The organism is Alphaproteobacteria bacterium, from assembly GCA_041396705.1.
Classification (GTDB): Bacteria; Pseudomonadota; Alphaproteobacteria; order CALKHQ01; family CALKHQ01; genus CALKHQ01.
The window spans coordinates 455,822-482,702 of record JAWKYB010000002.1 but is presented as its reverse complement, the minus strand read 5'-3'; the positions used below and the strand labels follow the sequence as shown (position 1 = coordinate 482,702).

General features: G+C 71.3%; 23 protein-coding genes and 1 pseudogene. 12 read left to right on the top strand and 12 right to left on the bottom strand.

The genetic code is table 11. From position 1 onward, the window contains the following. Positions 1–2,235 (top strand): ribonuclease R, encoded by a 2,235-nt coding sequence (gene rnr / locus R3F55_02195; GenBank protein ID MEZ5666245.1) that lies wholly within the window; start codon positions 1–3, stop codon positions 2,233–2,235. Here the strand turns inward: rnr and R3F55_02190 are convergent. Next, positions 2,168–2,938, bottom strand: coding sequence for an Hpt domain-containing protein (locus R3F55_02190; protein ID MEZ5666244.1), 771 nt, complete (start codon positions 2,936–2,938; stop codon positions 2,168–2,170). The two genes, rnr and R3F55_02190, sit on opposite strands and share 68 nt — an antisense overlap. 199 nt (positions 2,939–3,137) lie before the next feature. On the opposite strand from R3F55_02190, the gene R3F55_02185 reads away from it, so the two are divergent. Together R3F55_02185 and rpmG are read left to right on the top strand one after the other, a co-directional pair. After that, positions 3,138–4,712 carry a S41 family peptidase gene (locus tag R3F55_02185; GenBank protein ID MEZ5666243.1) on the top strand — a complete coding sequence of 525 codons (1,575 nt, stop codon included), beginning with the start codon at positions 3,138–3,140 and terminating at the stop codon, positions 4,710–4,712. 81 nt (positions 4,713–4,793) lie between these two features. After that, a complete protein-coding gene (gene rpmG, locus R3F55_02180) occupies positions 4,794–4,961 on the top strand; it encodes a 50S ribosomal protein L33 (protein MEZ5666242.1) in 168 nt (55 codons plus the stop codon). A 120-nt stretch (positions 4,962–5,081) separates the two neighbouring features. On the opposite strand, the gene R3F55_02175 is transcribed toward rpmG, so the two are convergent. Beyond that, the gene (locus tag R3F55_02175; GenBank protein MEZ5666241.1) at positions 5,082–5,450 is read right to left on the bottom strand and encodes a response regulator; all 369 of its coding nucleotides are present in this window, start codon (positions 5,448–5,450) and stop codon (positions 5,082–5,084) included. Between the two features lie 152 nt (positions 5,451–5,602). Here R3F55_02175 and R3F55_02170 point away from each other — a divergent pair, with 152 nt between their 5' ends. Then, positions 5,603–6,502, top strand: coding sequence for an ROK family protein (locus R3F55_02170; protein MEZ5666240.1), 900 nt, complete (start codon positions 5,603–5,605; stop codon positions 6,500–6,502). Between the two features lie 47 nt (positions 6,503–6,549). Next, positions 6,550–7,797, top strand: a complete 1,248-nt coding sequence (locus R3F55_02165; GenBank protein MEZ5666239.1) for a DNA polymerase IV — start codon at positions 6,550–6,552, stop codon at positions 7,795–7,797. 15 nt (positions 7,798–7,812) lie between these two features. Here the strand turns inward: R3F55_02165 and R3F55_02160 are convergent, their stop codons facing one another. The 3 genes from R3F55_02160 to aspS all read right to left on the bottom strand — a co-directional run bounded on the left by R3F55_02160 (position 7,813) and on the right by aspS (position 11,203). Next, positions 7,813–8,685, bottom strand: coding sequence for a DUF1849 family protein (locus R3F55_02160; GenBank protein MEZ5666238.1), 873 nt, complete (start codon positions 8,683–8,685; stop codon positions 7,813–7,815). A 194-nt stretch (positions 8,686–8,879) separates the two neighbouring features. Beyond that, positions 8,880–9,305, bottom strand: a complete 426-nt coding sequence (locus tag R3F55_02155) for a hypothetical protein (GenBank protein ID MEZ5666237.1) — start codon at positions 9,303–9,305, stop codon at positions 8,880–8,882. 107 nt (positions 9,306–9,412) lie between these two features. Beyond that, the gene (aspS, locus tag R3F55_02150) at positions 9,413–11,203 is read right to left on the bottom strand and encodes an aspartate--tRNA ligase (GenBank protein MEZ5666236.1); all 1,791 of its coding nucleotides are present in this window, start codon (positions 11,201–11,203) and stop codon (positions 9,413–9,415) included. A gap of 224 nt (positions 11,204–11,427) precedes the next feature. Here aspS and rnd point away from each other — a divergent pair, with 224 nt between their 5' ends. After that, positions 11,428–12,648, top strand: coding sequence for a ribonuclease D (gene rnd, locus R3F55_02145; GenBank protein MEZ5666235.1), 1,221 nt, complete (start codon positions 11,428–11,430; stop codon positions 12,646–12,648). On the opposite strand, the gene R3F55_02140 is transcribed toward rnd, so the two are convergent. The 5 genes from R3F55_02140 to R3F55_02120 all read right to left on the bottom strand — a co-directional run bounded on the left by R3F55_02140 (position 12,605) and on the right by R3F55_02120 (position 19,127). Continuing rightward, a complete protein-coding gene (locus tag R3F55_02140; GenBank protein ID MEZ5666234.1) occupies positions 12,605–14,131 on the bottom strand; it encodes a Ppx/GppA family phosphatase in 1,527 nt (508 codons plus the stop codon). The genes rnd and R3F55_02140 overlap by 44 nt on opposite strands. A 7-nt stretch (positions 14,132–14,138) precedes the next feature. Then, the gene (locus R3F55_02135) at positions 14,139–16,316 is read right to left on the bottom strand and encodes an RNA degradosome polyphosphate kinase (protein ID MEZ5666233.1); all 2,178 of its coding nucleotides are present in this window, start codon (positions 16,314–16,316) and stop codon (positions 14,139–14,141) included. 118 nt (positions 16,317–16,434) lie between these two features. After that, a complete protein-coding gene (locus tag R3F55_02130; protein MEZ5666232.1) occupies positions 16,435–17,214 on the bottom strand; it encodes an SDR family oxidoreductase in 780 nt (259 codons plus the stop codon). Further along, on the bottom strand, positions 17,211–17,942 hold the full coding sequence (locus tag R3F55_02125; GenBank protein MEZ5666231.1) for a hypothetical protein: 732 nt from the start codon (positions 17,940–17,942) through the stop codon (positions 17,211–17,213). Before R3F55_02125 ends, R3F55_02130 begins: the two co-directional genes overlap by 4 nt. A gap of 57 nt (positions 17,943–17,999) precedes the next feature. Beyond that, positions 18,000–19,127, bottom strand: coding sequence for a DUF2066 domain-containing protein (locus R3F55_02120; protein MEZ5666230.1), 1,128 nt, complete (start codon positions 19,125–19,127; stop codon positions 18,000–18,002). 89 nt (positions 19,128–19,216) lie between these two features. Here R3F55_02120 and purM point away from each other — a divergent pair, with 89 nt between their 5' ends. Together purM and purN are read left to right on the top strand one after the other, a co-directional pair. Next, entirely contained in the window at positions 19,217–20,275 is a 1,059-nt protein-coding gene (purM, locus tag R3F55_02115; GenBank protein ID MEZ5666229.1) for a phosphoribosylformylglycinamidine cyclo-ligase, read from the top strand. Then, a complete protein-coding gene (gene purN, locus R3F55_02110; protein MEZ5666228.1) occupies positions 20,263–20,853 on the top strand; it encodes a phosphoribosylglycinamide formyltransferase in 591 nt (196 codons plus the stop codon). Before purM ends, purN begins: the two co-directional genes overlap by 13 nt. A 12-nt stretch (positions 20,854–20,865) precedes the next feature. Here the strand turns inward: purN and gmk are convergent, their stop codons facing one another. Beyond that, positions 20,866–21,540 carry a guanylate kinase gene (gmk, locus tag R3F55_02105; GenBank protein ID MEZ5666227.1) on the bottom strand — a complete coding sequence of 225 codons (675 nt, stop codon included), beginning with the start codon at positions 21,538–21,540 and terminating at the stop codon, positions 20,866–20,868. Then, positions 21,530–22,447, bottom strand: coding sequence for a YicC/YloC family endoribonuclease (locus R3F55_02100; GenBank protein MEZ5666226.1), 918 nt, complete (start codon positions 22,445–22,447; stop codon positions 21,530–21,532). Before R3F55_02100 ends, gmk begins: the two co-directional genes overlap by 11 nt. A gap of 88 nt (positions 22,448–22,535) precedes the next feature. On the opposite strand from R3F55_02100, the gene R3F55_02095 reads away from it, so the two are divergent. From R3F55_02095 to R3F55_02080, 4 genes and pseudogenes are all read left to right on the top strand, one after another. Beyond that, positions 22,536–23,327: an SDR family NAD(P)-dependent oxidoreductase gene (locus R3F55_02095; protein MEZ5666225.1), complete on the top strand. Its 792-nt coding sequence runs from the start codon at positions 22,536–22,538 to the stop codon at positions 23,325–23,327. Between the two features lie 83 nt (positions 23,328–23,410). Beyond that, a complete protein-coding gene (locus R3F55_02090) occupies positions 23,411–24,106 on the top strand; it encodes a CerR family C-terminal domain-containing protein (protein MEZ5666224.1) in 696 nt (231 codons plus the stop codon). Next, positions 24,103–25,095 (top strand): secretion protein HlyD, encoded by a 993-nt coding sequence (gene hlyD / locus R3F55_02085; protein MEZ5666223.1) that lies wholly within the window; start codon positions 24,103–24,105, stop codon positions 25,093–25,095. The genes R3F55_02090 and hlyD overlap by 4 nt, the downstream gene beginning before the upstream one ends. Next, positions 25,092–26,787 (top strand): annotated as a pseudogene (locus R3F55_02080) (ATP-binding cassette domain-containing protein). The gene hlyD and the pseudogene R3F55_02080 overlap by 4 nt, the downstream one beginning before the upstream one ends. Positions 26,788–26,881: the final 94 nt, after the last annotated feature.

The window sequence follows — 26,881 nt, the reverse complement described above, 5'->3', positions numbered from 1 at the left end:
TTGGCCAGCAGCCGCAGGGCCGGCAGCGCACTGCCGACGCGCGATGAGGTCGTCGCCTTCATCCGCGCGACGCCGGGCAAGGTGGGCAAGCGCGAGATTGCCCGTGCGTTCAAGGTCGCCGGCGCCGACCGGCCGGCGCTGAAAGAACTGCTGCGCACGCTGGAAGCGGACGGGCTGATCGAGCGGACGACACGCCGCGGCCTGACCACATCGGGCCAGCTGCCCGCCGTTTTCGTCGCCGAGATCACAGCCATCGACGACGACATCGCGCTGGCGACGCCGGAACGCTGGTCGGCCGAGACCCCGCCGCCGCCGATCGAGGTCCGCCAGGGCCCGCGCCGCCCGGCGGTCGGGCTCGGCGACCGCGCGCTGCTGCGCGTCACCGGCCAGGACGAGGGCCGGGTGATCGCCCAGGTGCTGCGCCGGTTCGAGCGCGAGGAGCCCGGTCTGATCGTCGGCCAATTCGACATCGGCCCCGGCGGCGCGCGCATCGCGTCGTCGGAGAAGCGGGGCATCGCCGACTTCGCGGTGCCGCCGGGCCAGGAAGGCGGCGCCCGGCCGGGCGAGCTGGTCGAGGCGGAGATCCTGCCGGGCCGGCGCAACGGCCTGCCGCAGGCCCGCGTCAAGGCGCGCCTCGGCGGCATCGACGACCCCGGCGCGATCAGCCTGATCGCGATCCGCGCCCACGACCTGCCCAGCGTGTTCCCCGACGCGGTCGTCAGGCTGGCCGAGAAGGCGACGGTGCCGCCGCTGGGCGACCGGGTCGACCTGCGCGACGTGCCGCTGGTCACCATCGACGGCGAGGATGCCCGCGATTTCGACGACGCCGTCTATGCCGAGCCGGACGGCAGCGGCTGGCGGCTGCTGGTCGCCATCGCCGACGTCGCCTGGTATGTGCGGCCGGGCGACGAGATCGACCGCGAGGCGCGCACGCGCGGCAACTCCGTCTACCTGCCCGACCGGGTGCTGCCGATGCTGCCCGAGGCGCTGTCGAACGGGCTGTGCTCGCTGCGGCCGGGCGAGCCGCGGGCCTGCCTGGCGATCGAGATGTTCGTCGATGCCGGCGGCAACCTGACCCGCTATGCCGTCATGCGCGGCCTGATGCGCTCGGCCGCGCGGCTGACCTACACCCAGGTGCAGGCCGCGATGGACGGCGCCACCGACGACCTGACCGGGCCGCTGCTGGCGCCGGTGCTGGAGCCGCTGTTCGGCGCCTACAAGTCGCTGCTGCAGGCGCGCGACAGGCGCGGCGTGCTGGGCCTGAACCTGAACGAGAAGCGCGTCATCCTGGACGAGGGCGGCAAACCCGTCGGGGTCGAGCTGCGCCGCCAGGACGACAGCAACCGCCTGATCGAGGAATTCATGATCGCCGCCAACGTCGCTGCCGCGACGACGCTGGAGAAGGCAGGCGCCGCCTGCATGTACCGCGTGCACGACGTGCCCTCGGTCGAGAAGATCGAGCAGCTGCGCGAGACGCTGCGCGAGATGGGGCTGCCGCTGGCCAAGGGCCAGGCGGTGACGCCGACCACGTTCAACCGCATCCTCGACAAGGTGCGCGGCACGCCCGACGAGGAGATGGTCAACAACCTGGTGCTGCGCAGCCAGGCGATGGCCGAGTACAGCCCGCGCAACATCGGCCACTACGGCCTGGCGCTGCTGCGCTACGCCCACTTCACCTCGCCGATCCGGCGCTATGCCGACCTGCTGGTCCACCGCGCGCTGATCGCCGCCTGCGGGCTCGGCGCGGGCGGCGAGGACCTGTCGACCGCCTTCGTGCGCTATCTCGACCTGGCGCCGCGGATCTCGGCCGCCGAACGCCGGGCGCAGGCGGCCGAGCGCGACACGGTCGACCGCTATCTGGCGATGTATCTGGGCGACCGGGTGGGACGCGAGGTGGAGGGCCGCATCCGCGGCGTCTCGCGCGCCGGGCTGTTCATCGGGCTGGACGGCAGCGATGCCGACGGGCTGGTGCCGATCAGCACGCTGCCGCACGATTTCTACGTCCACGACGCCGGGCTGGGCGCCCTGGTCGGCGAACGCACCGGCCGGACCTTCAGGCTGGGCGACCGGGTGCTGGCCCGGATTCGCGAGTCCAACCCGCTGACCGGGGCGATCCTGCTGGAGCTGCTGGAGGGCGGGACGCGCCGGGCGCGGCCCGCCGGCAAGGTCAGCCGACCTCGAAGCGGCTCAAAACCTCGGCAACGTCCTCGGAAAAGTGCGGGCCGACGCGGATGATGCCGACGCCGACCGGCAGGCCGGACAGCTCGGGGTGGCCGCGCTCGAAGCTGGTCAGCAGGGCAAACGGAATCTGCTCGGTGGTCGAGATCACCGACAGCGCCCGGGCCAGATCGACGCCGGTCATGCCGTCCAGCACGGTCGACGAGACGATCATGTCGGGCTGGGTGCGGATGGCCATCTCCAGCGCCATGATCGGGCTGGTCACCGTCGCCACCCGATAGCCGCAGGCCGACAGCTCGTTGCGTACCTTGTGCGCCAGCACCTTGGCCGAACTGACCAGCAGCACCTCGACCTCGCGGATCTCGACGTCGTTGACGTCGAACGACGGGCGGGTCGGCAGCTGCCGCACTTCGGCCTTGAAGTCGACCGGAGCGGTGTTGTCGCTGTCCAGCGCGCGGCGCATCGCGTCGGTGAACGCCTGGATGCTGGTGCGGTGCTGTTCGGTGAGCACCTGCAGGTCGCTGAGGAAGTCCTCTGCGCGCACGGCGATGAGCGAGACGTCGCGGAAGCCGAAGGTCGCACCCGAGCCCTTCAGCGAATGGACGATGCGCCTTGCCTCGAGCAGTGCCTCTGCGCCGCCGCCCTCCGCGCCGACGACGACCAGGTTGTCGAGCCGGTCGAGCATGTCGTTCGCATCCTCGACGAATTCGCCGCTAAGCTGGTCGACAAGCTGGTCCATACGCTGCTGGATGGCATTCATTGCGGCGATCACCTACATAATGGGAACGGGCTCCGGCACCTGCCGGCCCGGAACCGCAGTGTCGCGGAACCGGCTTAATAAGCCGTTTATCTTTTGCCGCTGGACTGCTAGGAAATCGGCGACAGTGCCGCGGTTCGGACACAATCGCCCGGTAGGCGGTCGTGTGTGCGGCCGGCGGCATAGAGGACAGACCGGATAGATGTCAGCGCTGATTTCGCGCTTCGTTCGTGCAATTCCGTTCCTGGTGCTGGCCGCAGGCGGCTGCACCCAATATGCGGTGATCGACGGGCCGAGCGAGACTTACGCCCAGGCCCCGGCGACGCGCATGTTCGCCACCAGCTACCGTTTCATCGACTCGCAGTACATCCAGTCGGTCGCCATCGGCGACATCGCCGCCGACGGCCTGCGCGCCCTGCCGGAGCTCGACCCCAGTCTCGCGCTCAATGTCGACGGCGGCCGCATCCAGCTGGCCAGCTCCGGCGCGATCCTGGCCGACTTCGCCGCGCCGGCGCCGAACGACGTCAGCGGCTGGGCCAACGTCACCGTCGACCTGATCGACGCCGGCCGCCTGGCCTCCGAGACGCTGCGGGCGACCTCGCCGGAGGCGCTGTACGAGCAGATCCTGGACGACGCCATCAGTTCGCTCGACCGCTACACCCGTTACGCCTCCGCCGCCGACGCGGCCCAGGACCGGGCCGACCGCGAGGGTTTCGGCGGCGTCGGCATCACCATCAGCGCCACCACCGACGAGGGCGTCGACGTGCTGGCGGTGCTGCCGGGGACGCCGGCCGAACTGGCCGGGGTGCAGGTCGCCGACCGCATCGTCGCGGTGGACGGCGAATCGGTGATCGGCCTCAACGTCCGCGACGTGGTCAACCGGCTGCGCGGCCCGATCGGCTCGCAGGTCATGCTGACCCTGCACCGCGGCGGCAACGCCGGGCGGGTGCAGACCGTGCCGGTGAGCCGGGCCTATATCATCGCACCGACCGTGCTGACCGAGACCGAGGGCAGCATCGCGGTGCTGAAGCTGGCCAGCTTCAACGTGCAGACCACCCAGGATGTCGAGCAGGCCGTCATCGGCGCCTATGCCCGCAGCGGCGGCAACCTGACCGGGCTGATCCTCGACCTGCGCAACAATTCGGGCGGGCTGCTCGACCAGTCGATCGCGGTCGCCGACCTGTTCCTCAACAGCGGCCTGATCAGCACGACCGAAGGCCGCCATCCGGAGAGCCGGCAGCGCTTCGTCGCCTATGACGGCGACCTGATGGCCGGCAAGCCGATCGTGGTGCTGGTCAACGGCAACACGGCCTCGGCCGCCGAGGTGCTGGTGGCGGCGCTGCAGGACCTGGGCCGCGTCGTCGTGGTCGGCAGCACTTCGTTCGGCAAGGGCGTGGTGCAGACCGTCAACCGCCTGCCGAACGACGGCGAGCTGACGCTGACCTGGTCGGCGCTGCACGCGCCCAGCGGCTATATCTTCCACCAGATCGGCATCCGCCCCAACGTGTGCACCAGCGGCTACGGCAGCGCCCAGGCCGCCCTGCGCGACGCCAACGACCACGCCGCATCCATCGCCAGCGCCATGCGGCGGTGGCGCACCCATCGCCTGCTCGAGCTCGACGAGCAGGCGACTCTGCTGCGCGCCGAATGCGAGCCGGAGAACGACCTGGACGACATCGACATGGAGGTGGCGCGCGCCATCCTGGCCGACCCGGGCCTCTATGCCGCGCTGCTCAACCTGGCGCCGCGCGATTTCGCCGCCGCGCCGCAAGGCTGAGATTTGACATCGACCGGGCCGCGGTGTATCACCCGGCTCCTTCGCCGAACCGAGACACGAGAGAACTGAAGGGGATCCCAGATGGCCAAGGCAGCCACAATTCTGGTCAAGCTGGAGAGCACCGCCGATACCGGCTTCTTCTATGTCGCGAAGAAGAACCCGCGCAAGAAGCCGGAAAAGCTGGAGATGAAGAAATACGACCCGCGCGCGCGCAAGCACGTGCTGTTCAAGGAGACCAAGCTGCGCTGACCGCGGCGCACGCGCGATCTGGGCGCCGCCGGCGGCGGACTCCCGGAATCAAAAACGGCCGCCCTGTGCGGCCGTTCGCATGTCGGGCCGGGCCGTCGCGGCCGGCCGAGCGCCATCCGGTCAGGCGTTGAGCAGGCTTTCCACGGTCTCCAGGAACTGGGCCACCGAGATCGGCTTGGCGATATAGGCCTCGCAGCCGCCCTGGCGGATCTTCTCCTCGTCGCCCTTCATCGCGAAGGCGGTGACCGCGACCACCGGAATCGACCGCAGGTCGTCGTCCTCCTTGATCCACTTGGTCACCTCGAGCCCCGACACCTCGGGCAACTGGATGTCCATCAGGATCAGGTCCGGCCGCTGCTCGCGCGCAATCTTCAGCGCCTCCATGCCGTCCTTGGTCTGCAGCGTGGCATAGCCATGCGCCTCCAGCAGGTCATGGAACAGCTTCATGTTCAGGTCATTGTCTTCGACTATCAGGATTGTCTTTGCCATCAATTTCGCTTCATGTGTTGCGACAGCGTCGGCCGGCCGGCAGCTTAGCACGCGCCCGCTGCGTGGCAAACGCGGCGCTACGCCGACCAGTTGACCCGACGCGGGTTAACGATTGAAAAATTAGAAAAATCGGGGCGGGTTCGGAGTTGGGCATGCGAATTGGAATCGACCTCGGCGGCACCAAGATCGAGGTGATCGCGCTGGGCGACGGCGGACAGGAGCTGATCCGGCGGCGAATCGACACCCCGCGCGACGACTATGCGGCCACGGTCCGCGCCATCGTCGACCTAGTGCGCGGGGTGGAGCGGGATCTGGGCCAGAGCGGCAGCGTGGGGATTTCGATGCCGGGCGCGATCTCGCCCGCCACCGGCCTGGTCAAGAACGCCAATTCGACCTGGCTGATCGGCCAGCGATTCGACCGCGACCTGTGCGACGCGCTCGACCGCGAGGTGCGCTGCGAGAACGACGCCAACTGCATGGCCGTGTCCGAGGCGGTCGACGGCGCAGCCACCGACGGACGCGTGGTGTTCGGGGTGATCATCGGCACCGGGGTCGGCGGCGGCGTCGTGGTCGACAAGCAGCCGATCAAGGGTGCCAACGCGATCGGCGGCGAATGGGGCCACAACCCGCTGCCCTGGCCGCTGGACGACGAGCGGCCCGGCCCGGCCTGCTACTGCGGCCTGCACGGCTGCATCGAGACCTTCCTGTCCGGCACCGGCTTCCAGAACGACTATGCCCTCGCCACCGGCCGCCAGCTGCGCGGCGCCGAGATCGTGGCGGCGGCGCTGGCCGGCGACCCGCAGGCCGATGCGGCGCTTCGTCGCTACGAAGACCGGCTGGCCCGCGGCCTGGCCACCATCATCAACGTGCTGGACCCCGACGTCATCGTGCTGGCCGGCGGCATGTCCAATGTGGAGCGGCTGTACACTGCGGTGCCGTCGATCTGGGACCGCTATGTGTTCTCCGATCGGGTCGACACCGCGCTGCGGCCGCCGGTGCATGGCGATTCCTCCGGCGTCCGCGGGGCGGCCTGGCTATGGCCGCCGACCTGAGCGACGCCGCCCTCAACGCCGCCCCGTGGCCGGCGGCGTGAACGACGATGGCCGGACTGTGCCGTGACTGCGGCGCCGCCGCGGACGTCGGTCCGCGCTGCCCGGCCTGCCGTTCGCCGCGACTGATCCGGCACCCCGAACTCGACACGCTGGCGATCGCCCACATCGACTGCGACGCCTTCTACGCCTCGGTGGAGAAGCGCGATAACCCGGCGCTGGCCGACAAGCCGGTGATCATCGGCGGCGGCCGGCGCGGGGTGGTTTCGGCCGCCTGCTACCGCGCCCGCATCTTCGGCGTACGCTCGGCAATGCCGATGTACAAGGCGCTGAAGGCCTGCCCCGACGCCGTGGTCATTGCGCCGGACATGCCGCGCTATGCCGCGGTCGGGCGCCAGATCAGGGCGCTGATGCTGGCGCTGACGCCGCTGGTCGAGCCGCTGTCGATCGACGAGGCCTTCCTCGACCTCACCGGAACCGGCCGCCTGCACGGCCATGCGCCGGCCCGCCTGCTTGTCGACCTCATCCGCCGGATCGAGGCGGAGATCGGCATCACGGCGTCGGTGGGCCTCAGCTACAACAAGTTCCTGGCCAAGGTTGCCTCCGACCTGGACAAGCCGCGCGGCTTCGCCGTGATCGGACGGGCGGAGGCGCCGGCCTTCCTGGCGCAGCAGCCGGTCTCGATCATCTGGGGCGTGGGCCCGCGCTTCGGCGAGACCCTGCGGCGCGACGGCTTCGCCACCATTGCCGACCTGCGCCGGGCCCCGCGCGAGGCGCTCGCCGAGCGCTATGGCGAGATCGGCCTCAGGCTCCACGACCTGGCGCGCGGCGAGGACCGCCGCCGCGTCAGCCCCGACAACGATGCCAAGAGCATTTCCGCCGAGACCACCTTCGACGAGGACATCGCCGACTTCGCGGAGTTGCGCCGGCGGCTGTGGCGGCTGTGCGAGAAGGTGTCGGAGCGGCTGAAGGCCCAGCACCTCGCTGCGGTCACGGTCACGCTGAAGCTGAAGACGGCGGACTTCCGCATCCTGACGCGCAGCCACAAGCTGTCGCGGCCGACCCAGCTTGCCGACACGCTGTTCCGCGTCGGCGAGGCCGCCCTGGCCAGGATGATCGACCAGGGGCCTTATCGGCTGATCGGCATCGGCGGGTCCGACCTGGTCGGCGAGGCCGAAGCCGACGGCCTCGACCTCGGCGATCCCGACGCCCGGCATCGAGCGGAGGTGGAACGGGCGATCGACCGGGTCCGCCAGAAGGCCGGCCGCGGCGCGATCAGGCGCGGACGCGACCTGTAGCCGCGAACCTGCGGTTCAGCATTCCGGCGACGCGGTCCGTTCGATATCGCGCAGCGCGGCATCGAGCACGAACTCGCCGTAGTCCAGCGTCATGGCGCGCGCGACGCCGTTGTTGAGCAGCGCCATGTCGATCTCGTAGTCCGGCTCCTCGCCGTTGCGCGTCTCCGGGAAGAACGCCATGCGCACCTGCCAGCCCTCGACGGCGGTCAGGTCGACCTGCCCGCCGGAGGCAAGCTGGGTCTCGGCCACCGGGTTGGCGTCGAGCCGGGGCCCGAGCGCGGCGTTGATCACCATGGGCTGGTCGACATTGGCGCCGTCGAACACCACCGCGGGCCAGAATCCGAGCCCCTCCGCCGCGTGCGACAGCATCTGCTCGGTGTGCCGGGCCGGGAACATGGTCCCCGTCGGCAGCGCGATCTCGAGCCCGCGCGGCTCCAGATACTCCGCCATGCCGGCCAGGGTCTGCGGGTCGATCTCCGCCGTGCCCTGCACATGCTCGGTGCGGCGGCCGCCGCGCGAGGTCTCGACCTCGAAGATGTAGCTGAGGCCGTCCTTCGCTTCCCAGGTGGTGTAGCGCGAGGTGATCAGCTGGTCTGGCTGCTCGTGATAGGCGACGTGCAGCGCATAGCTCTGCTCGACCGCCCAGCCATCGCACCGGTCGGTCCATTCCACCGCGAACAGGCCGCGGGCGTCCGCCACGTTGCTGTCGCCGATGATCTTCTGCAGGCTGAGCACGTAAATCGCGCGGTGGCCGACGATCTCGGCCGCCGCGGCGTTCGATGCCAGCACGCCCGCGGCCGACATTACGGCCAGCAGGGATGCGCCGGCCCAGCGCGGCCTGCCCCCCTTGCCACGAGGTTGCAGTCCGACATTGCTGAAGCCGCTCACTGACATCGTCCCCCGGGAGTTCGACCGGTGCGCCGACAACTTGCGGCATGTCGAAATGCCGCGCGCGTCACCTGCCTTATCCATGTGGCTACAGGGGCGCGATTGTCCAGTCACAATAAGGCAACAATACAGCAGATTAGCCGCGAATGCTCACACAACTTGGCCGCCGGGCGGGATGCCGCCGGGTGCCAGCGTCAGAATGTCCCGGTCAGCTCCGGTGCCTGCCAGTGCAGCGCCACCGGCGCGTCGGCATCGGCCGCGTCCGCGGCCGGGACCTCGGCCGCCGCAGCGGTGGCCAGCTGCGTCCGCGCCTCGGCCGCGACGCGGATGATGCGCCCGTCCGAGGTCGTCAGCAGGGCGCGTTCCTGCCCGGTCTCGGACGCGAGCGCCGCGGCGGCCCGCGCGGTCGGCTGGTAGTCCATGCAGATCGGATCGCCGCTGACGACGTGGAACATCGAGCAGTCCTGCTCGGCCACCGTCGACAGCGCGTGGTCGCGCACCGTCTTGCCCGACGCCGCCAGCACGACGCCGTCGAGCGCGTAGCTGGCGATGGTCACCGCCGGAGGGATTCCGCAGCCGGACAACAGGGGCAGCAGCGCGACGACCGCAATCCTCTTCACGACTCGACCTCCGAATCCGGGTTATTGTCGAATCATCAAGAAACGATTCCGGGATTGCAACTAATATGCAGGACAGACTCGCGCCGGTTGCCGGTGCGAGTCTGCGGTCAGCCCGGCTTGGTCTCGGTCAGTTTTGGCGCGAGCCGGATCGACAACTCGCGCAGCCGCTCCATCGGCACCTCGGCCGGTGCCTTCATCATCAGGTCCTCGGCCTTCTGGTTGAGCGGGAAGGCGATGACCTCGCGGATATTCGGCTCGTCGGCCAGCAGCATGACGATGCGGTCGATGCCCGGTGCCGAGCCGCCGTGCGGCGGCGCGCCGTAGCGGAACGCGTTGAGCATGCCGGAGAACTGGGTCTCGACCGCCTCCCGGCCATAGCCGGCGATCTCGAACGCCTTGAACATGATCTCCGGCAGGTGGTTCCGGATCGCGCCCGACGACAGCTCCACACCGTTGCAGACGATGTCGTACTGCCACGCCTTGATGGTCAGCGGGTCCTGGTTTTCCAGCGCCTCCAGCCCGCCCTGCGGCATCGAGAACGGGTTGTGGCTGAACTCCACCTTGCCGGTGTCCGGGTTCAGTTCGTACATCGGGAAATCGACGATCCAGCAGAAGCGGAACACGCCCTGTTCGAGGAGGTCGAGCTCCGCGCACAGCCTGGTGCGGGCGAGCCCGGCGAACTTCGCCGCCGCGGCCGGCTTGTCGCAGGCGAAGAACACGGCGTCGCCGTCGGCGGCGTCGGTGAGCGCGCGCAGCCGCGCCTGGCGGCCGTCGTCGAGGAACTTGGCGATCGGCCCGTCGCAACGGCCCTCACGCAGGATGACGTAGCCGAGGCCGGCCGCGCCCTCGCCGCGCGCCCAGTCGTTCAGCTTGTCGAAGAAGCTGCGCGGCCGCGCCGCCGCGCCCGGCGCCCGGATCGCCCGCACCACGCCGCCCGACGCGACCTGGCTGGCGAACACGCGGAAGTCGGAGCCGGCGAACACCTCGCTGACGTCGCGGATGACCAGGGGGTTGCGCAGGTCTGGCTTGTCGCTGCCGTAGGTCAGCATCGCCTCGTCGAAGGCGATGCGGCGGAACGGCGGCGCGTCGACCTTGCGGCCGTTGGCGAAGGTATCGAACACCCCGGCCAGCACCGGCTCGATCGCAGCGAAGACGTCGTCCTGGGTGACGAACGACATCTCGAAATCCAGCTGGTAGAACTCGCCGGGCGAGCGGTCGGCGCGGCTGTCCTCGTCGCGGAAGCAGGGCGCGATCTGGAAATAGCGGTCGAAGCCGGCCACCATCAGCAGCTGCTTGAACTGCTGCGGCGCCTGCGGCAGCGCGTAGAACTTGCCGGGATGAATCCGGCTAGGCACCAGGTAGTCGCGCGCGCCCTCCGGCGAGCTCGCGGTCAGGATCGGGGTGTGGAACTCGCGGAAGCCCTGGTCGATCATCCGCCGGCGGATGTCGGCGATGATATCGGTCCTCAGCTTGATGTTGCGGTGCATGCGCTCGCGCCGCAGGTCGAGGAAGCGATAGCGCAGGCGCATCTCCTCGCCGGTGTCCTGCTCGCCGGCGACGACCAGCGGCAGCACCTCGGCCGCCGACTGAACCTGGAAATCGTCGATCCGCACCTCGACCCGGCCGGTGGCGATCTTGTCGTTGATGGTGTCCTCGGTGCGCTCGACCACGCGGCCGGTGACGGTGACCACGCTCTCCACCCGGGTCGCCTCGATGCGCGGGAACAGGGCGTGCGACTGCTCGATCACGCACTGGGTCAGCCCGGCGTCGTCGCGCAGGTCGATGAACAGCAGGCCGCCCAGATCGTGCTTGCGGTGGACCCAGCCCGACAGGCGGACGGTCTGGCCCACATGCTCGGGGCGCAATTGATCGCAGTTGTGCGTGCGATACGCGTGCATCGGCGGCCTCACGGGAAACGCATGACGGATGACCTGCCCCGGCGGGGCGCCGGGACAGTTCACCGCGCGCCCGCCGATGTCAAGCACGGCCGGCCCCCGTGCCGCGCAGCCCTTGCCCACGGCGGGACAACCGGTTACACGGTCGGCATGCGAGTCCCCCGAAGCCGTCGGACTGCGATCCGGCGGCCATTCACCGCCAGCGCGACCGCCCAGTGACGTTTCGGTTGATCACCGACACCGACGCGCTGGCCGAGGCCTGCCGTGGCTTCGCCGGCGAACCCTATGTCGCCGTCGACACCGAGTTCATGCGCGAAAGCACCTACTGGCCGCGGCTGTGCCTGGTGCAGGTGGGCGGTGCCGCCGAGACCGTGCTGATCGACCCGCTGGCCGACGGCATCGACCTCGCCCCGCTGTTCGCGCTGATGGCCGACACCAACATCATCAAGGTGCTGCACGCCGCCCGCCAGGACCTGGAGATCTTCCTGCACCTGGCCGGCGTGCTGCCCACCCCGCTGTACGACACCCAGGTCGCCGCGATGGTCTGCGGCTTCGGCGACCAGGTCGCCTATGACGCGCTGGTCACCAAGCTGACCGGCAAGACCATCGACAAGGGCTCGCGCTTCACCGACTGGTCGCTGCGGCCGCTGAGCGACAACCAGCTGTCCTATGCCGCCGCCGACGTCATCCACCTGCGCCCGGTGTACGAGAAGCTGCTGGCCCGCATCGGCCGCACCGGCCGCGAGGCATGGGTGCGGCAGGAGATGGATCGCCTGACCGAACCGTCGCTGTACCTGGTCGATCCGGCGGAAGCCTGGCGGCGGCTGAAGCTGCGCAACCCGAAGCCGCAGTTCCTCAATGTCCTGCGCGAACTGGCCGCCTTCCGCGAGGTCGAGGCGCGCGGCCGCGACGTGCCCCGCAACCGCCTGGTCCGCGACGAGGCGCTGGTCGAGATCGCGTCGCGCCACCCGGAAACGGTGGCCGACCTGGCGCGCACCCGCGGGGTGAGCCAGGGGCTCGCCTCCGGAGCCATCGGCCGCGGGCTGATCGAGGCGGTGCAGCGCGGACTGAAGGTGCCGACGAAGGAGGCGCCGAAGCTGGAGCCGCGGCCGAAGTTGCCCGAGGGCACCGGTGCCGCGGTCGACCTGTTGAAGGTTCTGCTGCGGCTGCGCTGCGAGGCGCACGGCGTCGCCGCCAAGCTGGTCGCCACCGTCGACGACCTCGAGCAGATCGCCGCCTTCGGCGAGGCGGCCGAGACCGACGCGCTGACCGGCTGGCGCGGCGAGCTGTTCGGTGCCGATGCGCTGCGGCTGGTCCGCGGCGAGCTGGCGCTGTCGTTCCGCAACCAGAAGATCGTCGCCACCGCGGCCGACGCCGGTGCCGGCGACGGCGCCGAAGCCGGCGTCAGGCCGCCAGACCCTCGCCGATCCGACGAAGCTCGGCCTTGAGGCCGACGCGCTTGGCGATCTGGCCGAGCCGCCGTTCCACCCCGTCGCCGATCACCGACGTCACCGCCTCGCTGAGGTGAAGCACAAGCGCGCCGCTGCCGCGCTCCAGCCGGGTCATGCGCAGCACCTCCGGGTCGCCGCCCGACATCTCATAGGCCAGCCGCAGCGCACCGCCGGCCAGCGCCGCCGCCTCGAAGGCGTCGTCCGACAGCAGCGCGCGGGCCGGGGCCAGGCACGGGGCTTCGAAGTGGTGGGTGTAGCGGGCATAGACGGTGGTGGCGAAGAAGGCGCGGCCGGCATGGTCGATACCGACCGCCGGCAGCAGCAGCAGGCGCCGAAACACCTGCTCGGGCCGGTAGTCCGGGTGCTCGCGCCAGCCGATGTCGCCGACCAGACAGGCGGCATAGCGCAGCCGCTGCCGGTCGGCCGGCTCGTCGACGAATAGCGACGACATCCAGTGGAACACCTCGTCCGCCGACAGCCGGAAGCGCGGGGTGTCGGAGGACAGGTCGGCGCAGGCGGCATAGAGCGGGTCGCGGGCGCGCTCCTGTTCCGGCAGGTGGCGCATCAGCCGGCCCTCGCGCACGCCGTAGGCCGAGAATGTGACGCTGGCCGGGCGGCCGCGGGCGATCACCTCCGACAGCAGCGCGGCCGCCACCGGCAGCGCCTCGACCCGGCGGCGCGACAGGCCGCGCACCGCGGCCTCGTCCTGGTGTCCGCCCTTCATCAGGGCGGTGAGGAACGGCTTCAGCCGTCCCGCGTCCACCGTCAGGCCCTGCACGATGTGCAGCGGCACCTGGTTGACGTTCATGTAGACCCGGGCCAGGGCGCGCCACGCCCCGCCGACCGCGACGAAGGTGCGGCCCTTGGTGGCGGTGAACCACTTCGGGCCGACCAGCGCCTTGCGCACGAACTTGCGCAGCGCGGCGATGTCGTTGCCGTGCGCTGCCATCATCTGCAGCACCCCGACCGGCAGCGTGGCGCAGGCGCCGATCGCGCCCTTGTCCAGCGCCACCACCTCCATGCTGCCGCCGCCGAGGTCGCCCATGGCGCCGTCCACGCCCGGCATCGAGGCGATCACGCCCTCGGCCGAGAGCCGCGCCTCCTGCTCGCCGCTGAGCACCGCGACATCGAGGCCGCACAGCGCCCTGATCCGGTCGATCAGCTCGCCGCCGTTGGCGGCGTCGCGGGTCGCGGCGGTCGCGAAGGCGTCGATCGTGGTCACGTCCAGCGCATGGCAGATGCGCACGAAGCGGCCGAGCACGCCGGTGACGCAGGCGATGCCCTGCTCGCACAGCAGGCCGTCCTTGCTGACACCGGCGCTGAGCGCGCAGATCGCCTTCTCGTTGAAGATCACCTGGCTGGCCCGCCCGCGGCCGTCATAGACCACCAGCCGCACCGAGTTCGAGCCGATGTCGATCACCGCGACGCGGCTGTCGTCGTGCTCGCGGACCGGGTGGCCCAGATGCGGGTCTCCGTCCATCGGCTGCTCAGGCGGCCGTGGCGTGATGGCCGGGCGTCGGCGGCGCGCTGACCTCCAGCGCCGACCCGCGCCCCGACAGCGACGGATTCTCCATGAAATACTCGTGGGCGGAAAAGCCGTCGCCCTGTGCCCGCAGCCGCATGAACTCGCCGTCCGGTCCCATCACCCAGCTCTGGGCGTCGTCGCGCAGGTTGGCGACCATGATCTGGTCCAGCACCTGCTGGTGCACGGTCGGGTTCTCGATCGGCACCAGGCTTTCCACCCGCCGGTCGAGGTTGCGCGGCATCCAGTCGGCCGAGGAGATGAAGACCAGCGCACCGCGCGACGGCAGCCCGTGGCCGCCGCCGAAGCACAGGATGCGGGAGTGCTCCAGGAACCGGCCGACGATGCTTTTCACCCGGATCCGCTCCGACAGCCCCGGCACGCCGGGGCGCAGGCAGCAGATGCCGCGCACGACCAGGTCGATCTCGACCCCGGCGTTGGACGCCTCGTAGAGCAGGTCGATGATGTCGGAATCGACCAGCGAATTCAGCTTGGCCCAGATCTGTGCCGGCCGGCCGGCGCGGGCGTGGGCGATCTCCATCCCAATCAACTCGACCAGCCGGCCGCGCAGGGTATGCGGCGCCAGCGCGATCTTCTCCAGCCGGTCCGGCTTGGCATAGCCGGTCATGAAGTTGAAGGTGCGGGCGGCATCGCGGCACAGCGCCGGATCGCAGGTGAAGAACGACAGGTCGGTATAGATCTTGGCCGTGATCGGGTGGTAGTTGCCGGTGCCGAAATGGCAGTAGGTGCGCAGCCCGTCATTCTCGCGCCGCACCACCATCGACACCTTGGCGTGGGTCTTCAGGTCGACGAAGCCATAGACCACCGCGGCGCCCGCCCGCTCCAGGTCGCGGGCCCAGCGGATGTTGGCCTCCTCGTCGAAGCGGGCCTTCAGCTCGACCATGGCGGTGACCGACTTGCCCGCCTCCGCCGCCTGGATCAGCTCCCTGACGATCGGCGAATCCTTGCTGGTGCGGTAGAGCGTCTGCTTGATCGCCACCACGGCGGGGTCGTGGGCGGCCTGGCGCAGGAAATCGACCACCGCGTCGAAGCTCTCATAGGGGTGGTGGACGATCATGTCCTTGTGGCGGATGGCGGCAAAGCAGTCGCCGCCGAATTCGCGGATCCGCTCCGGGAAGCGCGGCCGGTAGGGCTGGAACAACAGCTGCGGCAGGTCGTCGGCGATCAGCTGCGACACATCGGCCAGGCCGGTCATGCCCTTCAGGCGGAAGGTGTCGAACTCGCCGACGTCGAGATTCTGGGCGACCTCGCGCTGCAGCTCGGCCGGCGTGTCGGCGGTGAAGCTCAGCCGGATCACGTGCCCGCGGCGGCGGCGCTTCAGCACCGTCTCGAAATGCCGGACCAGGTCCTCCGCCTCTTCGTCGATCTCGACCTCGCTGTCGCGGATCACCCGGAACATGCCGGCGGAGATCACCTGGAAGCCGGGGAACAGCCGGTCGAGGAACATGCTGACCAGACGCTCCAGCCGGATAAAGCGGCGCGTCTCGCCCGGCAGCCGGATGAAGCGGTCGACCAGCTGCGGCAACGGCACCAGCGCGTGGATGCTTTGCCCCTCGTCCGGCCGGCGCAGCAGCAGCACCAGCGCCGAGCTGAGGTTGGCCATGAACGGGAACGGATGGGCCGGATCGATCGCCAGCGGCGTCAGGATCGGGAAGATCGCCGCCATGAAATGGGTTTCCAGCCACTGCCGGTCGGCCCGGTCCAGGGCCGCGTCCTCGACCACCTCGATGCCCGCCGCGGCCAGTTCGTCGCGCAGCTGCGACCACATCGCCTGCTGGTCGTCCATCAGCCGCCCGGCGCGCGCGTTGATCGCCTGCAGCTGCTGGTCCGGCGTCATGCCGTCGGCGCTGACCACGCGCACCCCGGCGTCGACCTGGCTCTTCAGACCGGCGACGCGGACCATGTAGAATTCGTCCAGGTTGCTGGCCGAGATGCTGAGGAACCGCAGCCGCTCCAGCAGCGGATGCGCCGTGTTGCCGGCTTCCTCCAGCACGCGTTCGTTGAACGCCAGCCAAGACAGCTCGCGGTTGATGAAGCGGGACGGATCCGACCGGTCGAATGCCGGCGTCGCGGTCTCGACCGCCTGCTCGGCGGCCGCACTTTTCCTGGCAGGCGAGGCCATTGCAGGCTCCATGTTCACGGGCCGGTCCTGTGCCTCCATCCTAGGCGGCCAATGTTACGGAACGCAGACCTGCCGCACCAAGGCAGGCGCCGTGCCTGAGTCCCCATCATCCCCGGGTCTAAAATGTACTGTTGAACGCGCCGCCGTCCAGCAGCACGTTCTGCCCGACGATGTAGCCGGCGTGCGCGCTGCACAGGAAGGCGCAGGTCTCGCCGAACTCCTCCGGCCGTCCGAACCGCCCGGCCGGATTGGCCGCCGCGCGCTCCTGCGCCAGTTCCTCGACCGGCGTCCCGCTCTTCGCCGCCGCGCCGCGCATGTTCGACCACAGCCGGTCGGTGTCGAACGGGCCCGGCAGCAGGTTGTTGACGGTGACGTTGTGCCGCGCCACCTGGCGGGCAAGGCCGGCCGAGAAGCCGGTCAGCCCGGCCCGCGCGCCGTTGGACAGGCCGAGATTGGGCATCGGCGACACCACCGCGCCGGAGGTGATGTTGACGATGCGCCCGAAGCCGCGCGCGATCATGCCGTCGACGACCGCCTTCATCAGCATGATGGCGGTGACCATGTTGGCGCGGACGGCGGCGAGCCAGTCGTCCTCGTCCCAGTCGCGGAAATCACCCGGCGGCGGGCCGCCGGCGTTATTGACCAGGATGTCGGGCTGCGGGCAGGCGGCCAGCACCGCCGCGCGTCCCTCCGCCGTCGTGATGTCGGCCGCCACCGGCGTGACCGCCACGCCGTAGTCGGCGGCGATGGCGTCGGCGGTCGCCTGCAGCGACTCGGCGGTGCGGGCATTGATGACCAGGTCGACCCCGTTGGCGGCGAGCGATCGGGCGCAGGCCCGACCCAGGCCCTTGCTGGCCGCGCAGACGATCGCCTTGCGGCCGTCGATTCCCAGGTTCATGGCTCTTCTCCTTCGGCGGTATCCGGTCCCGCCTGGGCTTCCCACACCTGGCGGGCCAGGTCGCGGGTGATGGTGCGGCGCTCGGCCAGCGAGGCGAGGTCGAGCGCTGCGACGAAGGCGGCGACGGCGGCATAGCTGCGCGGCAGCCGCCGATGCAGGAAGTCCGCCGCCGGCGCGCCAAGGGTCAGTTGCCGGTCGGCGACCAGCTTGTACAGCAGCATCTGCAGCACGGTTTCGTCGGGCGCGGCGATGCCGACCGCCTGGCAGGCCGCCAGCCGGGAACGCAGGTCCGGCAGCCGCGCCGGCCAGCGGCCGGCGGGTTGGCGCGCGATCAGCAGCAACGCGCCGCCGGCCTCGGCGATCAGGTTGTAGAAGTGGAACAGCGCGCGCTCGGCCGCGTCGTCGTCCGGCCCGCCGTCGAGTTCGAGCGCCCAGTGCGGGTTGCGGTCGCGCAGCGCCTGCGGCCCGGCCGCGACCAGCCCGGCCAGGTCGGCGATGCCGGCGTCCGCACGTTCCGCCCAGACGTGGGCCAGATGGGTCGTGCCGGCGCCGGCCGGTCCGTGCAGCCAGACGGCGAAATGCGGCCAGTCCGGCCAGCGCTCGACCAGGCCATGCGCCGCCGCGTTGCAGGCGCCGACGATGAAGTCGCCGGCGGCATAGGAGGGGTCCGCCGGCAGGGCGAGCGCAAGCTGGGCGCCCTCGCCGTCCGCCTTGCCCCGTGCCGCCATCGCCGCCCTCCCCGCCGGTCCCGCGGCGGGACCGGTTCGCGGCGGTGTGATGCCGGCCTAGGGGGCGAAACGCAAGGCGGGAATCGGCATGGCTGCCGCCGCGGCCGCTTCCGCGGCGGCCAAAGGGGTCGGCGCGCCGGCGCCGGGGGCCAGAACCTGCGGCTGCAGCGGCGTCGCGGCGGCGAGTCGCAGCACCGGGCCGGCGGATGTGCCGCCCGTCGCGTTGTCCAGCACCAGCCCGGCGGCGGCGAGGTCTGCGGCCAGTGCGGCAAGGTCGGCAAAGTGGCGCAGGACGACACGGGCGCTCTGCCCGCCGACCGCAGGCACCGCATAGCTCTCGACCGCCGGCGACTCGTCGAGCGCGCGGCGGATCGCAATCCAGTCGGCCAGGCTGGCATAGGTCGCCGTCACGTCCAGCTGCGCGGTCGGCCCGTCGAAGCTGGGCCGGATCGCCCGGTCGACCCACAGCCGGTCCACCGCCGCGACCACCGCGTCGACGGCAGCGGCCGGAACCGGGTCGCCCGCCGGCAGTGCCAGGCTGGTCGCGGTGCGCCAGCCGTCCGGGCCCTGGACCGACACCGTCGCGGTGCCGCCGGCCTCGTAGGTAGCGACCAGCGCGCCGTCGGCGCCGTAGCGGGCGGCGAGCGCGGCAAGCGCCTGCGCATCGGCAACCGTGGCCTCCGCGGTCGAGATCGCGTCGACGTCGCCCAGATCGGCGAACGGCACCAGCAGCGGGGTCAGGCCCGCATCGCCGTCGTAGCGCTGCCAGGCATCGAGCCAGGGGTTGGGGCCGCTCCACAGCAACCGCTCGCCGCCGGGCCCGACATAGACCGGAACCACCACGAGCGCCGGCGACGGCCGGTCGGCGAAGGTCAGGTCGAAGGCAGCGAACAGGCCCTGCAGTGCATCGGCCCTGACCAGCACGCGGCTGCGGCCCTCGGCCAGCGGCGCGACATCGGCGATGTAGCCGGCGACATTGGGTCCTGCGGCCGCCGGCAGGCGTCCGTGGTCGCGCGACGCGGTCAGCCGTCGCATCACCTGGTCGAGCGCGGCCGACTCGGGCGCGCCCGCGGCGAGGATGGCGGCATAGGGTTCGGTCGCGCCGGCCGGCCCGGCCACGACGGCCAGCGCCAGCGCAGCCGAAACGCCCAAAGCCGCGCCGATTCGCCGTGTCCGTCCTGCCATGGGTTCGATCTCCGCTTTCGCCTCGCCCCGAAATCGGGCATGTGAAGGGCGGATTTGGGCCAAATTACGATCCCTTCATCGGAACGCACGTGAGCAACGCCTATCGCGAGGCCGGCGTCGACGTCGAGGCGGGCGACCGCTTCGTCGACAGCATCAAGGCGCTGGCGGCATCCACCGCCCGTGCCGGCGCCGACGCCGCCCTGGGCGGGTTCGGCGCGCTGTTCGACCTGAAGCGGGCCGGCTTCCGCGACCCCATCCTGGTGGCGTCGACCGACGGCGTCGGTACCAAGGTCAAGCTGGCCGCGGAGACCGGCCGTCACCGCGGCGTCGGCATCGACCTGGTCGCGATGTGCGTCAACGACCTGGTCGTGCAGGGGGCCGAGCCGCTGTTCTTCCTCGACTACATGGCCAGCGGCCGGCTGCGGCCGGAGGTGGCCCATGCGTTGGTCGACGGCATCGCCGACGGCTGCCGCCAGGCCGGCTGCGCCCTGATTGGCGGCGAGACGGCGGAGATGCCGGGGGTCTACGCGCTGGGCGACTACGACCTCGCCGGCTTCGCGGTGGGCGCGGCGGAGCGCGGCGCCGTGCTCGACGGCCGCACGATCCGCCCCGGCGACGCGGTGATCGGGCTTGCCTCCGACGGCGTCCACGCCAATGGCTTCTCGCTGGTGCGGCGCGTGCTTGCCGAGGCGGCCGTCGATGCCGCGGCCGCCCCGCCCTACCCGTCCGACGCCGCCAGCCTGGTCGAGGACCTGATGCGGCCGACGCGCATCTATGTCCGCGCCTGCCTCGCGGCCCACCGTGCCGGGTTGGTCGCCGGCTTCGCCAACATCACCGGCGGCGGGCTGGTGACCAACCCGCACCGGGTGCTGCCGCCAGGCACGGCGGTGCGGATCGACTGCGCGCGGTGGACGCCCGCACCGGTGTTCCGCTGGCTGGCAGCGAAGGCGGCGATGGACCCGCACGACCTGGCCGGCACGTTCAACTGCGGCATCGGCATGCTGGCCTATGTGCCCGCCGCCAAGGCGGACGTGGCGCTGGCGCTGTTCCGCGAGATGGGCGAGCGGCCATGCGTGATCGGCGACATCGTCGCCCACGACGGACCGACCACGACGATCCTCGAGGGCCTCGACACGTGGCGGTCCTGAACGTCGGCATATTGATCTCCGGCCGAGGCTCGAACATGCAGGCCCTGGCCGCCGACCTCGCCCGGCCGGGCGCTCCGGCCCGGGTCGCGCTGGTCGTGTCCAACCGGCCCGACGCGGCGGGGCTGCAGGCCGCCGCCGCGCTGGGCCTCGCCACCGAGACGGTGGACCACGCCGCCTTTGCCGACCGCGAGGCCTTCGAGGCGGCGGTGACCGCCGCGCTGGAGGCGGCCGGCTGCCGGCTCGTCTGCCTGGCTGGCTTCATGCGGGTGCTGGGCCCGGCGTTCGTCCGGCACTGGGCCGGGCGGCTGGTCAACATCCATCCGTCGCTGCTGCCGGCCTACAAGGGGCTGCACAGCCACGCGCGCGCGCTGGCGGACGGGGCCGCCGAGGCCGGCTGCAGCGTGCACTGGGTCACCGACGAGCTGGACGGCGGGCCGGTGATCGCCCAGCGCCGGGTGCCGGTGTTTGCCGACGATACCGCCGAGACGCTGGCGGACCGGGTGCTCGAACAGGAGCACCGGCTCTATCCGGAGGTGGTGCGCGCCATCGCCCACGGCACGGTGCGGGCGCGGGCCTGAGTCGCCCGGGCGCTACTGGCCCTGGCGCAGCCCCTTGACGAACTCGCCGAGCCCGATCTGGCGCTGGCGGCGCAGCCGCTCGGCGCGCAGGATCGCCTGCACCGAGGCGACGCTGTCCTCGAAGTCGGTGTTGACGATGATGTAGTCGTACTCGGCGTAGTGGCTCATCTCGTCGGCCGCCTTGGCCATGCGCTGGGCCACCACCTCGTCGGGATCCTGCGCGCGGCTGCGCAGCCGGCGCTCCAGCTCCACGGTCGACGGCGGCAGGATGAAGATGCTGACCAGGTCGTCGCGCGCCGCCTCGGCCACCTGCTGGGTGCCCTGCCAGTCAAGGTCGAACAGCATGTCGCGGCCCTGCGCCAGCGCCTGTTCGACCGGCCGCCGCGGCGTGCCGTAGTAGTTGCCGAACACCCGGGCGTGCTCCAGCAGCTCGCCGCGGTTCAGCATCAGGCCGAACTCCTCCTTGCCGACGAAGTGGTAATGCACGCCCGACACCTCGCCCGGCCGTTTCGCCCGCGTGGTCGCGGACACCGACAGGTCGATGCCGTCGTCGCGCTCCAGCACGGCGCGGCTGATCGAGGTCTTGCCGGCACCGGACGGCGACGACAGCACCAGCATCAGCCCGCGCCGGTGCACGCCGTCGTTGAGCAGCAGGCCGGCGGGCTGTGGCGCCGGCCTACTCGACATTCTGGACCTGCTCGCGCATCTGGTCGATCACGGCCTTCAGCCCCAGGCCGGTCTCGGTCAGCGCGAGGTCGGCCGACTTGGCGCACAAGGTATTGGCCTCGCGGTTGAACTCCTGGCACAGGAAGTCGAGCCGGCGCCCGATCGCGCCGCCGGCGTCGAGCAGCCCGCGCGCCGCCGCGACGTGGCCGGCGAGCCGGTCCAGCTCCTCGCGGATGTCGGCCTTGGCCGCGAGCAGCGCCACCTCGTGCGCCAGCCGGTCGGCCGGCATGTCGGGCTTGTCCACCAGCAGCGACGCGACGAGGTCGCCGAGCCGGCCGCGGATCGCCGCCGGCTGCGTGCCGGCCAGCGCGCCGGCCTTGGCGACCAGCTGCTCGATCTCGGTCAGCTGGCCGCGCAGCGCCTGCTCCAGGTGGGCACCCTCCTCGGCGCGCGCTTCGGCCAGCCGGCGCATCGCCGCCTCGGCGTCGGCCAGCAGCGCCGCATCCAGCGCCGCCGTGTCGTCGGCCGGACCGGCCTCGTCCTCTTCCTCGACCACGCCCCGGATCGCCATCAGGGCCTCGAACTGCAGCGGCCCGCCGGCCACCCGGTCGCCCAGCCGCGCGCGTTCCGCCACCAGCGCATCGATCCAGTCGCGGTTGATGCGGAAGCGGCGCGCGCGCTGACTGCGGTCGATGGTGAGGGCAATCTGCAGGCTGCCGCGGGAGAAGGCGGCCTGGGCGCGGCGCCGCACTTCCACCTCCAGCCGCTCGAATCCGGCCGGCAGCCGGCAGCGCAGGTCGAGCCCGCGGTTGTTGACGCTCTTCGCCTCCCAGGCCCAGGCCGGCCATTCGGCGTTGCCGTCGGTCTGCGCATGCACCTGCGGGGCGCTGTCCTGCCGGGCAAAGCCGGTCATGCTCGCTATCGCCATCCAGGGGACTCGGAATCTGCTTGTCTTGCCAGTCGGTTGGCGTGGAACCTAGAGCAGGCGTCAATTGCGAGGCAACAACCGCGAGACCATGGCCGGCCCGCGCGCCCATCCCGCGCCCACCGCGATCCTGATCACCGGCGCCAGCAGCGGCATCGGCGCCGCCCTGGCCCGCCGCTATGCGGCGCCCGGCGTGCGACTGGCGCTCGGTGGCCGCGACCGCACCAAGCTGGCGGACGTCGCCGCGGCCTGCCGGACCCTGGGCGCCGCGGTCGCGGTCGACGCCGTCGACGTGACCGACCGTGCCGCGATGCGCGCCTGGGTGGAGGCGAGCGACGCGCTGGCGCCGCTCGATCTCGTCATCGCCAATGCCGGCATCTCCGCCGGCACCGGCGACGGCAGCGAGAGCGAGGACCAGGCGCGCCGCGTGATGGCGGTCAACCTGGACGGCGTGCTCAATACCATCCATCCCGCCATCGACCGGATGCGCGCGCGCCGGTGCGGCCAGGTCGCGCTGATGGCGTCCGTGGCCGCATTCCGCGGGTTTCCCGGTGCGCCGGCCTACAGCGCGTCGAAGGCGGCGGTGAAGGCCTATGGCGAGGCGCTGCGCAGCGACCTCGCCCCGGCCGGCATCCGGCTCAGCGTGATCTGCCCCGGTTTCGTCGCGACGCCGATGACCGCGATCAACCGGTTCCGCATGCCGTTCCTGATGTCGGCGGACAGGGCAGCCGGGATCGTCGCGCGCGGGCTGGCCCGCGACCGGGCGCGGATTGCCTTTCCGTGGCCCACCCACTTCGCCGGCTGGCTGGTCGCCACCCTGCCCTGCGCCTGGGCCGACCGCCTGCTGCGGCGCCTGCCCGCGAAGGACTCCGCCGAAGGCTGACACGCTGCAGGGGCCGGACCCGCGACGGGCTTGCGTCGAAATAAAATCAAACGTATGTTTTAAATTGAAAGGATGCGGTCGCGATGGACGAAGGCGGCTCCGCAAGGCGCAAGGGCGGCTACCGGCGCGGCGACGACAGCCGGCAACGGATCGTCGAGGCGGCGCTCGACGTGTTCGGTCATGCCGGCTACGACGGCGCGACGACACGCACGCTGGCCGCGGCGGCCGGCGTGAACCTCGCCGCCATCGGCTACTACTTCGGCGGCAAGGAGGGGCTCTACCGGGCGGTCGCCGAGCACATCGTCGCCGAGATCGCGGCGCGCCAGGCGCCGATGGTGGCCCGGGTCCACGCTGCGCTCGGCACCGGCGAGCCGTCGGGCGATGCCGCCCGCACCCTGCTGCTCGACGTTCTGGATTCGCTGGCCGCGATGCTGATCGGCAGCGCCGAGGCCGAACGCTGGGCCAGATTCGTGATCCGCGAGCAGATGGACCCGTCGCCCGCCTTCGACGTGATTTACGACGGCTTCATGCGCGGGCTGCACGGCCTGTGCTGCCGCCTGGTCGGCCGCCTGCGCGGCCGTCCGGCCGACGATGCCGAGGTGGTGATCGTCACCACCACCCTGTTCGGCCAGATCCTGGTGTTCCGCGCCGCGCGCGCCACCGCCCAGCGCGCGCTCGGCTGGACCGCCTACACGCCCGAGCGCACCGCCGCGATCCGTGCGGTGATCCGCCGCCAGGTCGCCGCAATCCTCGACAGCCAGGCGGAGGCGACGTCATGAACCGGCGCATTCCCATCGTCGTGCTGGCACTGGCCGCGGCGGGCGCAGCCGGCTGGTACGTCCTGTGGCCGCGCGAGGAACCGGCCAATGACGGCACCATCGTGCTGTACGGCAATGTCGACGTGCGCCAGGTCGAGCTCGGCTTCCGCGTCGGCGGCCGGCTGGCCCGGATGCACCTGGAGGAAGGCGACCCGGTCGCCGCCGGCCAGTTGCTGGCCGAGCTGGACAGCCAGCCGCTGGAGGACAACGTCCGCCTGGCCGAGGCCCAGGTCGCGCTGCAGCAGGCCAACCTGCAGAAGTTCGAGGCAGGCTCGCGGCCGGCCGAGATCGCCCAGGCCGAGGCGCAGGTGGCCGAGCGCCAGTCCGAGCTCGACAACATCGTCCGCAACCTCAACCGCCAGGCCCAGCTGCTCGACAGCGGCTTCGCGGCGCAGCAGGCCTATGACGACCTGCGTTCGCAGCGCTCGGAGGCCGAGGCGCGGCTGCGCTCGGCCCAGCGCGCCTACGACCTCGTCGCCGAAGGCTTCCGGGCCGAGGACGTGGAGGCGGCGCGGGCCAATCTCGACATCGCCGAGGCCAGCCTCGCCCGCGCGCTCACCGACCTGGCCGACGCCCGGCTGACCGCACCCGAGGGCGGCGTCGTGCTGACCCGCATCGCCGAACCCGGCGCGATCATGGCGGCGGGCGCGCCGGTCTATGCGGTGACGCTGAGCGACCCGGTCTGGGTCCGCGCCTACGTCACCGAGCCCGACCTCGGCCGCATCCATGCCGGCATGGCCGCCTCTGTCGCCACCGACAGCGCGCCGGACCGCGCCTATGCCGGCCACATCGGCTTCATCTCGCCGGTTGCCGAGTTCACGCCCAAGAGCGTGGAGACCGCCGACCTGCGCACCGATCTGGTCTATCGCCTGCGGGTGATCGTCGACGACCCCGACAACGGCCTGCGCCAGGGCATGCCGGTGACCGTGACGTTGGAGCCGGCGCCGTGATCGTCGTCGAAGGCCTGACCAAGCGCTTCGCGCCGGCGGGCAGGCCGGCGCTCGACGGCATCGACCTGCAGGTCGCCCCCGGCCGATTCACCGGGCTGGTCGGGCCGGACGGAGCCGGCAAGACCACGCTGATCCGGCTGATGCTCGGCCTGCTGCGCAGCGATGCCGGCACCGTCACGGTCGACGGCCTGGATGTGGCCGCCGCGCCGACCGCGGTGCGCGAGCGCGCCGGCTACATGCCGCAGCGTTTCGGGCTCTACGAGGACCTGACCGTCGGCGAGAATCTCCGGCTCTACGCCGACCTGCGCGGCGTGGTCGGCGCGGAACGGCAGGCGCAGCTCGACCGCCTGCTGCAGTTCACCGACCTCGCCTGCTTCACCGGACGGCTCGCCGGCGCGCTGTCCGGCGGCATGAAGCAGAAGCTGGGGCTGGCCTGCGCCCTGATCCAGCGGCCGCGGCTGCTGCTGCTGGACGAACCCAGCGTCGGCGTCGACCCGATCTCGCGTCGCGAGCTGTGGCGCATGGTCCGCACCCTGGTCGACGACGGCATCGCGGTGCTGTGGTCGACCGCCTATCTCGACGAGGCCGAGCAGTGCGACGACGTGCTGCTGCTGAACGAAGGTCGCCTGCTGTTCGCCGGGCCGCCGGCCGGGCTGACCGCGCGGGTCGCCGGCCGCACCATGCACCTGACCGGCATCGCGGGCGGGCGCCGCGCCGTGCTGGCGCGCGCGCTGGAATCGCCGGCGGTGATCGACGGCGTGATCCAGGGCAGCGCCGTCCGCCTGGTGCTGCGCGAGCCCGCCACGCCCGCGGTGCCGGCCGCGCTGCCCGGCCTCGACGGCGCCCGGCTGCAGCCGGTGTCGCCACGCTTCGAGGACGCCTTCGTCGACATCCTCGGCGGTGGGCCGGGCGGACGGTCGAGCCTGGCCGAATCGATGCCGACGGCGCCGGCCGGCGACGGCGCGGTGATCGAGGCGGTGCACCTGACGCGGCGGTTCGGCGAGTTCACCGCGGTCGACGATGTCTCATTCCGCATCGCCCGCGGCGAGGTGTTCGGCTTCCTCGGTCCCAACGGCGCCGGCAAGTCGACCACCTTCAAGATGCTGTGCGGGCTGCTACAGCCCAGCGAGGGCCGCGCGCTTGTCGCCGGCCTGGACCTGAAGACGGCCTCCAGCGACGCCCGGCGCCGGCTCGGCTACATGGCGCAGAAATTCTCGCTCTACGGCAATCTCAGCGTGCGCCAGAACCTGGCCTTCTTCGCCGGCGCCTACGGGCTTGCCGGTCGGCGCCGCCGGACGCAAATCGGCCGCATGGTCGAGATCTTCGACCTCGGCCCCTATCTCGGCGCCTCGGCCGGCGAGCTGCCGCTCGGCATCAAGCAGCGGCTGGCGCTGGCCTGCGCGGTGATGCACGAGCCTGCCGTGCTGTTCCTCGACGAGCCCACCTCCGGCGTCGACCCGATCACCCGGCGCGAATTCTGGACCCACATCAACGGCATGGTCGAGAAGGGCGTCACCATCATGGTGACCACCCACTTCATGGACGAGGCGGAGTATTGTGACCGGATCGCGCTGATCTACCGCGGCCGCGAGATCGCCACCGGCTCGCCCGACGCGCTGAAGGAGAACAGGCGCGGACGTCCGCGCAGCCGGAAGCCGACCGCTGGAGGACGCCTTCATCGCGCTGGATCAATCGTTCGACGGGCGCGCGGCGCGAGGCGGCATGAGCGCTGCCGGCTGCGCCCGCCGCGGCGGCCCCGCGGGCCGTTTCCGCGCGCGCTGGTGGT